Origin of the sequence: Alcaligenes parafaecalis, assembly GCF_026344135.1 — a bacterium.
In the GTDB taxonomy this organism is placed as follows: domain Bacteria; phylum Pseudomonadota; class Gammaproteobacteria; order Burkholderiales; family Burkholderiaceae_B; genus Alcaligenes; species Alcaligenes parafaecalis.
The window spans coordinates 37,701-50,283 of the sequence record NZ_JAPKNA010000005.1 but is presented as its reverse complement, the minus strand read 5'-3'; the positions used below and the strand labels follow the sequence as shown (position 1 = coordinate 50,283).

The window sequence follows — 12,583 nt, the reverse complement described above, 5'->3', positions numbered from 1 at the left end:
ATGGGAGACACAAAGATGGAACACATTAGCAAAAAAACAGGCAAGAAAACGGTGTGGGCGCTTAGTGCAACAGCGGCTATGTGCGCCATGTTGCTCAGCCCCTTGCCTGCCAGCGCCCAGCAGAAGTTTGTCAGTATAGGGACTGGTGGTGTGACCGGGGTGTATTACGCGGCGGGTGGCGCCATTTGCCGTCTGGTGAATAAAGATCGTGATGCTGACGGTGTGCGTTGCTCGGTGGAGTCCACGGGTGGTTCGGTCTTTAACGTCAATACCATCAAAGCTGGCGAGCTGGACCTGGGCGTGGTGCAGTCTGATGTGGGCTACAACGCGTACAACGGTGAAGGCCAGTTCAAGGACGGCGGGGCTTACAAGAAGCTGCGCTCGGTATTCTCCATTCACCCGGAGCCCTTTACTGTGCTGTCTCGCAAAGAGGCCAATGTCAGCAAGTTCGACGACTTCAAGGGCAAGCGTTTTAACGTAGGCAATCCGGGTTCGGGCACGCGAGCCTCCATGGATCAGTTGCTGCAGGCCATGGGACTGGATAACAGCTTTTTCTCCTTGGCCTCGGAGCTGCGCCCGGATGAGCACGGCCCGGCACTGTGTGATGGCAAGATTGACGGCTTTATCTATGGTGTAGGCCATCCTTCGGCCAACATTCAGGATCCCACTACCTCTTGCGGCGCCAAGCTTGTGCCTCTGACCGGTCCTGCAGTGGACAAGTTGGTCGAGACTTATCCCTACTATGCCAAGGTCGCGATTCCTGGTGGCCTCTACCCCAACAATCCTGACGACGTCCAGACCTATGGTGTTCTGGCGACCTTTGTGACGTCCGAGGATGTGCCCGAAGAGTCCGTCTACAACGTCGTCAAGGCGGTGTTCGACAACTTTGATGACTTCAAACGTCTGCATCCTGCACTGGCGAATCTGAAGAAAGAGGACATGGTCAAAAATGGCCTGTCTGCTCCTTTGCACAAAGGGGCTGAAAAGTACTTCAAGGAAAAAGGGCTGCTGTAAGACAGTCTGATTGACACCAGGCTGGCTGTGCCAGCCTGGCCGCAAGTGTCATGGCCATAGCTGTGACCTTGCCTCTGGTCTGGAGGTCCTGGGCTGCCCGGCTCAGGTAGAGCGGGTGCTTGGCTGACGGTGTCGGCGGTGCCGGTGCTCCACGCCAGGTTTTCCTGGAGACAAATGTAAATGACACAACAAGAACATAAAAAAACGGGGCCGGACATCGCCCTGACACAGGATGAGACGGCAGAACTGGAAAAACTGGTTGCCGATGTCGATCGTGGTGGCCGTTCAGTGACTGGTGCTGCAGGCATGGTTTTGTTTTTGGCTGCAATAGGCTGGTCCTTGTTTCAGCTTTGGTATGCCTCTCCGCTGCCGTTTGCCCTGAATTTGGGCATTTTCAATGACACTGAAGCGCGTGCCCTGCATTTGGGTATCGCCATGTTTTTGGCTTATCTGGCTTTTCCTGCCCGCAAGCAGTCCGCGCGGGACAGGATTCCGATTCATGACTGGTTGTTGGCCCTGATTGCGGCCTTTTGCGGCTCGTATTTGTTCTTTTTCTATAAAGAATTGGCGACTCGCCCCGGCATCCCCACCACGATGGATGTGGTGGTGGCCAGTATGGGTCTGGTGTTGCTGCTGGAGGCGACGCGGCGCTCTTTGGGCGCGCCCATGGCGGTGCTGGCGATTGTTTTTATTGCCTATATTTTTCTGGGTCCCTGGCTGCCCGATGCCTTGTCTCACCGGGGTGCCTCCTTGCAGCGTCTGGTCTCGCATATGTGGCTGACCACGGAGGGCGTATACGGAGTTGCTCTGGGCGTCTCGGTCTCGTATATCTTTATTTTTGTACTGCTCGGCTCCTTGCTGGATCGCTGTGGGGCGGGCAATTACATGATGCAGGTTTCGTTTGCCTTGCTGGGGCATTTGCGGGGCGGGCCGGCCAAAGTTGCCGTGGTCTCCTCGGCCGTGAACGGGATTGTGTCGGCTTCTTCCGTCGCCAATGTGGTGACGGGCGGTATTTTCACTATTCCCCTGATGAAAAAAGCAGGCTATGGCGGTATTCGGGCCGGGGCGATTGAAACAGCCTCGTCCGTCAATGGTCAGATCATGCCGCCAGTCATGGGGGCGGCTGCCTTTCTGATGATTGAGTATGTAGGCATCCCATATACCGACATCATTCGGCATGCCTTGCTGCCTGCGGTCATTTCATACATCGCGTTGTTTTATATCGTGCATCTGGAAGCACTGAAGTTGGGTATTCAGCCCATGATGGCGTCGGGCAAACCCAAGACCTTTACCCAGAAACTGGCGGGGTGGGGCATGGGCACCGCCGGCACCTTGATTGTGATGGGCCTGGTCTACTGGATAGGTGTTGGAGTTCAGGCAGTAGCCGGTGATGCGGCGATCTGGATTTTGCTGCTTTTGCTGCTGGTGCTGTATGTGTTCCTGCTGAAAGTGGCCGCAGACCACGAGGATCTGCCCACCGACATTAATGTGAAGACGCCGGTGCGCCCTGAGCCTTGGCCTACCGTACGTGCCGGTTTGTATTTCCTGATTCCGATCGGCATTTTGGTGTGGTGTCTGACAGTAGAGGTGATGTCTGCCGGTCTGTCGGCTTTCTGGGCTGTAATGGCCATGTTGTTTCAGATGGCCACACAGCGTCCCATCATCGCCTGGTTCCGCAAGCAGGCAACGGCTCAACCGCTGCGCCAGGGTATCAGTGAGGTCTGGACAGGACTGCAGGAAGGCGCCCGTAATATGGTGGGTATCGGGATTGCCTGCGGGACAGCAGGCTTGATTGTGGGAGCCATTACCCTGACAGGTCTTGGCCTGCGCATGACAGCTTTTGTGGAGCTGGTCTCCATGGGCAATGTGCTGGTGATGCTGTTCTTTACCGCCGCCGTGTGCCTGGTTTTGGGTTTGGGTATGCCCACCACCGCCAACTACATTCTGATGGCGACACTGATGGCACCCGTCGTGGTGGAGCTGGGGGCGCAAAGCGGAATGGTAATCCCGCTGATTGCAGTCCACATGTTCGTGTTCTATTACGGGATCATGGCGGATATTACGCCGCCTGTGGGGTTAGCTACCTTTGCAGCCGCTGCCATTTCAGGGGAGGACCCGATCAAGACCGGGGTGCAGGGCGTCACTTATGCCATGCGTACGGCGGTGCTGCCCTTCATGTTCATCTTCAACCCCATGCTCTTGTTGATCGGCATACACAGTGTCTGGGAGTTGGTCCTGGTCGTGGTGGGCGCAACCGTGGCCTCTTTGGCATTTGCGGCGGCAACAATGGGCTGGCTGCGTATCAAAACCAGTTGGCTGGAGACGATTTTGCTGTTGTTGGTCACGTTCATGCTGTTCCGTCCGGACTGGTTCATGGATCATGTCAGCGAGAAGTACCAAAGTCGTCCCGCCTCCGAGTTGATGCAGGTGGTGCAGAACACGCCGGACGGGGGCAATCTGGTGGTGCAACTGGCCGGGATGAACCTGGAAGGCAAGGATTTGCAGAAAACGGTTGCCGTGTCCCTGCCAGCCTTGCCGGAAGGAGATCAGGCGACGGGTCTGGCTGCGGCTAGCAAACGCCTTTCTTTGGCAGGTCTGACGGTCATGGCCTTTGGAGACACGGCTCAAGTGGCATCGGTTGCCTTTGGCAGTTCGGCACGCAGAGGGGGGTGGGAGCAGGGCTGGGATATCCAGCAGGTTAAAGTGCCGCATCCCGATCGTCCATCCGAGTTCTGGGTGTTTCTTCCAGCATTCCTGATTCTGGTCTGGTTGTGGACAAGGCAGGGTGTGCGGATGCGGCGTGCTTTGCCTGCACACGGTGCTGCCCAAACCTGATCTCAAGCGCCAGCCGCCCCTGTGGCGGCTGGTAGTACACTGATGGCCCTGGATTTCAGGCCCGCTGCGCAAGCGGGCCGTTTTCTGTTTGGCTTTTGTGATGACATCTATTCGTTCTCTCCCACCCCTGGCGTCTCGTGATGGGGTCAGCCCCAGCAAAGTATGGTGTCCGCGTGGTTCGTGGCGCCTGCTGGAAGAGTTCTTGCTGGAACGCTTCCCCCATGTCAGCCCCGAGGTTTTGCTGGAGAGGCTGGCCCGTGGCGACATTCTGGACCAGGACGGAGTCCGCCAACAGCCAGGCTCGCCTTATCAGGCGGAGCGTTGGCTATGGTATTTCCGTATGGTGGAAAACGAAGCAGTGGTGCCGTTTGAGATGCCTGTTCTTTACAAGGATGAGCGTTTGATTGCGGTGGATAAACCGCATTTCCTGGCAACGACGCCGGGTGGTCGTTATTTGTCCGAAACCGCCTTGACTCGTTTGCGCCGTGATTTTGGAGAGGATGACATCAGTCCTATTCACAGGCTGGACCGGGAAACAGCGGGAATCTTGCTGTTTTGCCGTGATCCTGCGTCTCGTGGTGCGTACCAGTCTCTTTTTCAGCAGGGCGAGATCGAGAAGGAATATGAAGCCGTCGCGCCGTTTCAAGAGAAGCTGGCGAATGGGCTGCTGTACAGTAGCCGTATGAAAGAGGTGCCGGGTCGCTTTGTAATGGAAGAGGTGGCCGGAGAACCGAATAGCAGCACTGAGATCGTGTGCGAGCGCCAATGGCATACCGAGCAGGGGCAGCATCTGGCGCTGTATCGCTTGCGTCCTCAAAGTGGTCGAAAACATCAATTACGGGTGCATTTAAGCAGTCTTGGGGCGCCCATCGTCAATGATGTGTTCTATCCCGAGCTGTTGCCGGAGCGCGATGCGGATGACTTCAGCCAACCCTTGCAGTTACTGGCTCGACATATTGCATTTGTAGACCCCGTAACGGGTCAGTCACGGCGTTTCAGCAGTCGGCGACAGTTGGAGTTGGCGTAGTGGCGATATGGTCTGTGCATAGCGGGCTGCCAATGACGAGTCGACGGCTCAAGCCCGGATCTTGATTTGGTCTGGCTGTTGAAGACTCATCATGATCACGACTTAGTAATCGCGAAAAATACCCTCAATCTCGCCGTGTTCCAGTTTGCTTGCCAGACACAGCATCAACAAGATTCGGGCTTTTTGCGCGGGTAGATAGTGCGCCGCGATCGTGTGGTGGTCTTCATCGTAGGCGCTGTCTGTCACAGGCCCCGCGTGGATACGCGAAGCCCGAACACACACCACACCCAGTCTGTGCGCCCGGCTGACGCCTTCTAGCGCACCGGGTGTCAGGCTGCCGTTCCCGGTTGCCGCCACCACAATGCCTTGCACACCACTTTGCGCTGCATGGCGGTATAGCTCGGCCAAGGTGTCGGGATGGTCGTAGAAGACCTGGACTTTAGGCAGACTGTGCAAGGAACGTACATCGAACAGGCTGCTGTGTGTATGGGGCAGCAGAGTACGCATCATGAAGCGCGGCTGACCGCCTGCAACCAGGCCCAAGGGGCCAGCATCGGGCGAGCCGAAGGCACTGATTTGTGTCGTGTGTTGTTTGCTCAGGAAGCGCGCACTGTGGATTTGATCATTCAGCAAGACCAGCACACCTTGATCCTGTGCCAGCGAAGAGCAGGCCACCTGGACGGCCTGATACAGGTTCAGTGGTCCGTCTGCACTCAGGGCCGAGGCGGGGCGCATGGCAGCCACCATCACCACGGGCTTGTCGGTTTTCAGGGTCAGGTGCAGGAAAAAAGCGCTTTCTTCCAGCGTGTCGGTGCCGTGAGTGATCACGGCTCCATTGATATCCGGCCTGGCCAATAGCTCATTGAGCTTGTGCGACAGCTCCAGCAGCATTAGCGAGCCCATCGCCCGGCTGTCCACATTGAAAACCTGATGACATTCCAGATCAGCCAGCTCGGTAATGCCGGGTACGGCCTGCAAAAGCGTTTGCACGCCTTCAGTGATGTCGTAATCAGTCAGGCCAGTATTGGACTGGGTGGTGGCGGCGATGGTGCCGCCTGTGCCCACCAGGGCCAGTTTGGGGCGTGTCGGCATGAGAGTGTTCCGCGTCCAGTAGTAGCGCTATGGGGTGCGGAGAGACTGCTTCAGGATAACGCCGCGTTAACGACGTACTTTCAGCCAGCGCTCGATCAGGTGCACCACCGACAGCAAAGTAAAGTTGATCAGCAGGTACAGCAAACCTGCAATAACGAAGGTCTCGATGATGGCGTAGTTCTGGTTCATCAAGCGCTTGGCATGGCCGGTCAGATCCATGACAGCAATGGTCGAGGCCAGACTGGTGCCTTTGATCGCCAGCACAATTTCATTGCTATAGGCGGGCAGGGCCTGGCGGATTGCCAAGGGGAAGGCCACGCGGTGAAACCGTGTCCAGGCGGACATGCCTATGGATTTGGCCGCTTCTATCTGGCCCACTGGCACTGCCTGGAAACCGCCACGGAATACTTCGCTGACGTAGGCGCCACTGTTCAGGCCAATGGCCAGAATCGCGCAGCGCATGCCGTCGCTGAACAGCCACCACAGAGTGGGTGATTCCTTTACAAAACTCAGAGTGCCCACGCCGTAGTACAGCAGGAACAATTGCACCAGCAGGGGGGTGCCGCGAAACAGGGTGCTGTAGCTAAAGGCAAAGCTGCGCAGGGCGCGGCTATTGGACTGGCGCATCAAGGCAAGCGACAGGCCAATGAATAGCGAGAGCACAATGCCCCACAGACCGATATACACACTCAAGCCAAACCCTTTGAACAGGGTTTCGACAGTGGTCTTGAATAATTCCAGATCAATCATGCCCGGGCTCTCATGCCTTTGCCGGTGTAACGTTCGGCCAGCAAAAACAGGGCCTGACTACAGGCACCAATCAGAAAATAAAGCACACCCGCAATCAGGTACATGGCCATGGGTTCGCGTGTGTTGGCGGCACCCAGGGTGGCAGCGCGCATGATCTCGACCAGGCCCACCAGGGAGATCAGAGCGGTATCTTTCAGGGCGGTCTGCCAGACATTATTGGCACCGGGCAGGGCGTACCAGAACATTTGCGGCAGGATGATGCGGCGCAGGCGCTGCCAGGACGACATGCCAATGGCCTTGGCGGCTTCGATCTGGCCTTCGGGAATGGCTTGCAAGGCACCGCGAAATACTTCCACGCTATAGGAGCCTGCAATCAGGCCTATGGCTAAAATGCCGACCAGCGCGGGGAACCAGCGCGTCATCACATCTTCCATGCGCATGAAATCGGCCAGATCGGCGACAACTTGCACCGAGCCAAAAAACAGCAGGTAGATGATGAGCAGCTCGGGGATACTGCGGACAACCGTGGTGTACAGGCTAACGGGGCCACGCAGCCAGCGTGGCCCGTTGGTCTTGATGCTGGCTCCTGTAATCCCAATGACTACGCCAAGGGCCATGCCCAAAACGGAGATCAGCAAGGTCATTGCTGCTCCGCGAAGGAACATCCAGCCCCAGCCTTCGCGCAGCACATTAAAAATGGTCTCTAGCATCAAGTGGTACTTCTCGACTTATTTCTTGCAGATCTGGTAGTTGGCGATGTCGATGTCAAACCACTTTTCGCTGGCGGTCTTGACGGTGCCATCGTCGATCAGCTTGCACAGGGCAGCGTCAACCTTGGCTTTCAGTTCTGCATTGTCTTTGTGAATACCGACGGCAATGCCATAACCCAGAGTTTCAGGATCGGAAGAGCCTTTGATGACCAGTTTGGACAGCGCAAAGTTGTCTTCGCCGACTTTATGCAGGAACTTGGACTGGGAAGTCAGGTCGGCAAAGGTGCCGTTCAGACGACCGGCGTCCAGATCGATTTGCATCTGGTCCAGGGTCTCGTAGTTCTTGACGGTGGTCTTGGGGGCTTTCTTGGACAGGAAAGCGCCGTGGGTGGTGCCGCCTTGAACGCCAATGGTTTTGCCAGCCAGGCCGTCAAAAATAGCTTGTTCGTTGTCGGCGCCAACCAGATCGCTGCTCTTGGGCAGAACGAAAATGGCATCTTCAACGGCGTAAGGAATACTGAAGTTCACGCGCTTGGCACGCTCGGGGGTGTAGGACATGCCCGAGATGATCAGGTCAAAGCGCTTGGCATCCAGCGAAGGGATCAGGCTGTCAAAGGCTTGCACGATGAATTTGCAGTCGCTGTTCAGCTCTTTGCACAGGGCAGCGCCCACGTCGGCGTCAAAGCCGGTGACTTTACCGGCTGCATCCACCATGCTCCATGGTGGGTAACCGCCTTCGGTACCGATTTTCAGGGTGTCTGCCATTGCAGCCTGGGAGCCCAACAGGGCCAGGCTGGCACAGATCAGGGTCTTGCTGAGGAAACTCATGGTCTGGCTCTCCTTTGTGGATAGGCTGGTGAGGGCCGTATTAGCCCTGCTGGTTTTCCAGCCGGTGTCGTATTCACGAAGCGATGATCTTACTGCATTGGTTGTAGAAACTGCTGTAGACGCTCGGATTGTGGCCTATCGAACAAGTCTTTGGGGTGACCCCGTTCTTCAATCAGGCCGTTGTGCATGAAAATGGTCTCGGAAGACACATCACGCGCAAAATTCATTTCGTGTGTTACCAGGATCATGGTGCGGCCTTCCTGGGCCAACTGGCGAATGACACGTAGCACTTCACCCACCATTTCCGGGTCCAGCGCCGACGTCGGCTCGTCAAACAGCAAGACATCCGGATCCATTGCCAGAGCACGGGCAATGGCCACGCGTTGCTGCTGGCCGCCGGACAGCTCGGCCGGGTAAGCGTCGCATTTGTTGCTCAAACCCACTTTGCCCAATAGTTCGCGGGCGTAGTCGGCGGCTTCACGGGCCGAGCGACCTTTGACATGAATCGGGCCTTCAGTGACGTTTTGCAGCACCGTACGGTGCGACCACAGATTGAAATTCTGAAACACCATGCCCAGACGTGCGCGTACTTGTTCCAGCAGGCGCGGGTTGTCCGTCTGGCATTCCCCTTTGCGATTGCGATGACTGCGCAAAATGTCGGCACCGATCTGGATCTCGCCCTGATCAGGCACGACCAGGTGGTTAATGCAGCGCAACAGTGTACTTTTGCCCGAGCCGGAGGCACCAATAATGGAGAGCACATCGCCCTTGTGAGCTTGCAGGGAAATGCCCTTGAGCACCTCGTTGGTGCCAAAGCGTTTGTGGATGTCGCGAACCTGGACCGCCGCGTTCAGGTCATTGGTATTCACAGCAACGTCCTTGCGGTCAAAGAGAAAGGGGGTAAGGGTTTCATACGGGTGTCATATCCTGGATGCCCGATTCTACCGCTTTCCCCCTGTTTTTTTTGCACCAGCGCTGTATTTTGCTCATAAAAAGCGGCATAAACCGAGTACGCCGCCTTATCAGCTTAGGGATACAGGCCACGTACCTGACGAGATTCCAGAATGCGGGCGCAACCCACAATAAAGGCAGCCGTACGCAAGGTGACGTTGTGCTCTTTGGCAACCGCCGCCACCGTGGTGTAGGCCGAGCGCATCATCATTTCCAGACGGTTGTTGATCTCGTCCTCAGTCCAGAAGAAGCTGGAGAAGTCCTGGACCCACTCGAAGTAGGACACGGTCACGCCACCGGCGTTGGCGACCACGTCCGGAACAATGGTCACGCCCTTGTCGTTCAGGATGTCGTCGGCTTCGGGAGTGGTGGGGCCGTTGGCGCCTTCAATCACAATGCGGGCGCGGATGCGTTCTGCATTGTTTTTGTTGATCTGGCCTTCCAGGGCAGCAGGAATCAGCAAATCGGTTTCGATATGCCAGAAGTCTTCATTGGAGATGGCTTCCGTGTTGGGCGCACCGGCCAGACCTTTGTGCTGTTCCATGTGGTTCAGCAAGGCCAGTACATCCAGACCATTGGCGTTGTACACGGTGCCGGTGTGATCCTGTACGGCCAGCACTTTGGCACCGGCTTCCTGGAACAGGCGGGCGGCGGTGCCACCCACGTTACCGAAGCCTTGCACAATGACGCGGGCGCCATTCAGATCGATACCAGCATCGCGGGCGGCTTCGCAGCCTACTGTGTATACGCCGCGGCCTGTGGCTTCCACACGGCCCAGGCTGCCGCCCAGGGACACGGGTTTGCCGGTGACCACGCCGGTGCTGGTGCCGCCCACATTCATGGAATAGGTGTCCATCATCCAGGCCATGGTCTGGGCGTTGGTATTCACGTCCGGTGCGGGAATATCTTTGTTGGGGCCGATGATCACACCGATTTCGCTGGTGTAGCGGCGCGTGATGCGCTCCAGCTCGGCCTGAGAGTGGTTGCGTGGATCAATACGAATACCGCCCTTGGCACCGCCAAAAGGCAGATTCACCGCCGCCGATTTCACCGACATCCAGGCAGCCAGGGCCATCACTTCGGACAGGGTTACGTCCTGGTGGTAGCGCACGCCGCCCTTGCCTGGGCCACGGGAAGTATTGTGTTGAACGCGATAGCCCTCAAAGTGGGCCACGGTGCCGTTATCCAGTTCAATGGGTACGTCGACAATCAGTGTGCGCTTGGGGCGCTTGAGTGTTTCAACCCATCGGGACAGTTTGCCCAGGTACGGAGTGACTCGCTCCACTTGTTCGAGATAAATACCCCAGGGGCCGACGTCGTCGGCGTTCAGGTATGACGGCAAAGCATGGGTGGGACGATCTGTCATGAGCTCCTCGATAAGGTTGGGGAAACGGGATACGAGTACACAGTGAAGACGTGTGGTTGCGCACAGACGCAGAGCCCGGCAAACACGCTGTGTATTGGCTTAGCGGTGGCCGTGTGCAACAGTTATGCTATCGGAAATGGCCGCTGTTGTGTTTGCAGCGTTTGCGATGGTTTTATCTGGGTGCGTGTGCATTGATGGCTTCTTCTGACTCTTCCCTTTCTGGTCGCTTGGCGCAGTTGCGTCAACGCATCGAACAGGCTTGCTTGCAGGCCGGCCGCCCTGCTGATGCGGTGGCTCTTTTACCGGTAAGCAAAACCTTTCCTGTGCCCGTGCTGGCTCAAGCCCTGGATTTGGGCTTGTCACGAATGGGCGAGAACAAGGTTCAGGAGATTCGGGACAAGCAGGCAGAGCTGGCCGATCGCGCGGTGCAGTGGGTGATGATAGGCCATCTGCAGAGCAATAAGGCTAAAGACATCGCACGCTTAGCCAGCGAAGTGCAGTCTTTGGACCGTTTATCGCTGGCTCAGGCTCTGGATCGAAGCCTGCAAACAGAGCAGCGCAGCCTGGATGTACTGATTCAAGTCAAAACGTCGCCCGAGCCCAGCAAGTTTGGTTTGGCCCCGGACGAGTTGCCTGCTTTCATGCAGTCTTTGTGTTCACTGGATACCTTGAAAGTACGTGGGCTAATGACAATGGCCGTCAATAGCGACGACCCTCAGGCCGTACGTGCCTGTTTTGCCCAATTGCGCCAATGGCGAGATCGTCTGGTCGAGCTGGGCTACGAGCAGGTGCAAGGCCTGTCCATGGGCATGAGCGGGGATTTCGAGCTGGCGATTCAGGAAGGTTCTACTGAAGTGCGTGTGGGTTCGGCCCTGTTTGGCGCACGCGATTATCGTTAATCGATATCAGCATCGTTACTAATGCCCTGCGCACGGCTGTCCGCGCATAATGTCTCTGCGCATCCTGGACGGGATGCTTAACACTTAAAAAGAATAGCGCCAAAAGCGCTGTCTGCACGCATGGAGGAGACATCATGCATTGGAAGAACTTTGGAGCCGGTGTGCTGTTGCTAAGCGCCAGCCTGACAGGAACGGCGATGGCAGCAGACTGGCCCCAGTCTGCCGTGACTTGGGTAGTGCCTTATCCCGCAGGGGGCGGTTCAGATGTGATTGCCCGACTGGTCGCCAAGCAATTGGAAAGCAGCCTGGGCCAGACGTTGATTGTGGAAAACAAGCCGGGGGCGGCCACCATTATTGGTGCAACCTACGTCAGCAATGCCAAGCCGGATGGCTATACCGTAGGAACGGCTGATTCAGGCACTTTGGCGTTCAACTCCTCCCTGTACAGCAAGCTGCAATACGATCCGGCGGCCTTCACGTATGTTGGCGGTCTGGCTCGTTTTCCCCTGATGCTGGCGGTGCCACAAGAGTCTCCGTACAAGACGGTGGCAGATTTGCTGGAAGCCGCGCGTAAACAGCCTGAAAAGCTGACGTCTTCGTCCGCTGGCAGTGGCTCCCCACACCATCTGGCACTGGAAATGTTCAAGCAGCGCACGGACACCAAGATCGTGCATGTGCCCTACAAGGGCGCCGCCCCTGCGATTCAGGATTTGTTAGGTGGTCAGGTGGATATGTCCTTTGTGGACTCCGCGGCAGCACTGTCCAACATCAAGGCAGGAAAATTGCGGGTGCTGGCCGTTGCCACGCCTGAGCGCAGTGGCTTGCTGCCTGACGTGCCCACCATGGCCGAAGCGGGTATCGCCGACTTCTACGCCTACGCTTGGCAGGGCATCGTGGGGCCACCCAAGATGGATGAGGCTGCTCGTCAACGCTTGAGCCAGGATTTGATGCAGGCCCTGAAAACGCCTGAGCTGGCCCAGCGGATCCGCGATATGGGCGTAGAACCCATGCCCATGACGCCCGATGAATTCCAGGCCTACGCTCAGCGTGAACGCGCTGAATGGGCCACGGTTATCGAGCGTGCCGGTATCCGTATGGATTGATGTTGATG

Annotated in this window: 11 protein-coding genes; 5 read left to right on the top strand and 6 right to left on the bottom strand. The window is 57.0% G+C overall.

Going from position 1 to position 12,583, the window contains the following annotated elements:
* The first annotated feature begins 15 nt into the window (after positions 1 to 15).
* From OSH09_RS15100 to OSH09_RS15090, 3 genes are all read left to right on the top strand, one after another.
* On the top strand, positions 16 to 1,014 hold the full coding sequence (locus OSH09_RS15100; protein ID WP_266121447.1) for a TAXI family TRAP transporter solute-binding subunit: 999 nt from the start codon (positions 16 to 18) through the stop codon (positions 1,012 to 1,014).
* 180 nt (positions 1,015 to 1,194) lie between these two features.
* A complete protein-coding gene (locus tag OSH09_RS15095) occupies positions 1,195 to 3,849 on the top strand; it encodes a TRAP transporter permease (protein WP_266121446.1) in 2,655 nt (884 codons plus the stop codon).
* A gap of 100 nt (positions 3,850 to 3,949) precedes the next feature.
* Complete coding sequence (locus tag OSH09_RS15090; RefSeq protein ID WP_266121445.1) at positions 3,950 to 4,876, top strand: pseudouridine synthase; 927 nt, start codon at positions 3,950 to 3,952, stop codon at positions 4,874 to 4,876.
* A gap of 102 nt (positions 4,877 to 4,978) precedes the next feature.
* Here the strand turns inward: OSH09_RS15090 and OSH09_RS15085 are convergent, their stop codons facing one another.
* The 6 genes from OSH09_RS15085 to OSH09_RS15060 all read right to left on the bottom strand — a co-directional run bounded on the left by OSH09_RS15085 (position 4,979) and on the right by OSH09_RS15060 (position 10,573).
* A complete protein-coding gene (locus OSH09_RS15085; RefSeq protein WP_266121444.1) occupies positions 4,979 to 5,968 on the bottom strand; it encodes an asparaginase in 990 nt (329 codons plus the stop codon).
* Positions 5,969 to 6,034: 66 nt separating this feature from the next.
* On the bottom strand, positions 6,035 to 6,718 hold the full coding sequence (locus OSH09_RS15080) for an ABC transporter permease (protein ID WP_153228792.1): 684 nt from the start codon (positions 6,716 to 6,718) through the stop codon (positions 6,035 to 6,037).
* Positions 6,715 to 7,428, bottom strand: a complete 714-nt coding sequence (locus OSH09_RS15075; RefSeq protein ID WP_207872906.1) for an ABC transporter permease — start codon at positions 7,426 to 7,428, stop codon at positions 6,715 to 6,717. The genes OSH09_RS15080 and OSH09_RS15075 overlap by 4 nt, the downstream gene beginning before the upstream one ends.
* Before the next feature lie 18 nt (positions 7,429 to 7,446).
* Positions 7,447 to 8,256 carry a transporter substrate-binding domain-containing protein gene (locus tag OSH09_RS15070; RefSeq protein ID WP_266121443.1) on the bottom strand — a complete coding sequence of 270 codons (810 nt, stop codon included), beginning with the start codon at positions 8,254 to 8,256 and terminating at the stop codon, positions 7,447 to 7,449.
* A gap of 89 nt (positions 8,257 to 8,345) precedes the next feature.
* A complete protein-coding gene (locus tag OSH09_RS15065; RefSeq protein ID WP_243430186.1) occupies positions 8,346 to 9,125 on the bottom strand; it encodes an ABC transporter ATP-binding protein in 780 nt (259 codons plus the stop codon).
* A gap of 158 nt (positions 9,126 to 9,283) precedes the next feature.
* On the bottom strand, positions 9,284 to 10,573 hold the full coding sequence (locus OSH09_RS15060; protein WP_207872910.1) for a Glu/Leu/Phe/Val family dehydrogenase: 1,290 nt from the start codon (positions 10,571 to 10,573) through the stop codon (positions 9,284 to 9,286).
* Positions 10,574 to 10,767: 194 nt separating this feature from the next.
* Here OSH09_RS15060 and OSH09_RS15055 point away from each other — a divergent pair, with 194 nt between their 5' ends.
* On the top strand, positions 10,768 to 11,472 hold the full coding sequence (locus OSH09_RS15055; RefSeq protein WP_266121442.1) for a YggS family pyridoxal phosphate-dependent enzyme: 705 nt from the start codon (positions 10,768 to 10,770) through the stop codon (positions 11,470 to 11,472).
* A gap of 134 nt (positions 11,473 to 11,606) precedes the next feature.
* Positions 11,607 to 12,575, top strand: coding sequence for a Bug family tripartite tricarboxylate transporter substrate binding protein (locus OSH09_RS15050; RefSeq protein WP_207872912.1), 969 nt, complete (start codon positions 11,607 to 11,609; stop codon positions 12,573 to 12,575).
* Positions 12,576 to 12,583: the final 8 nt, after the last annotated feature.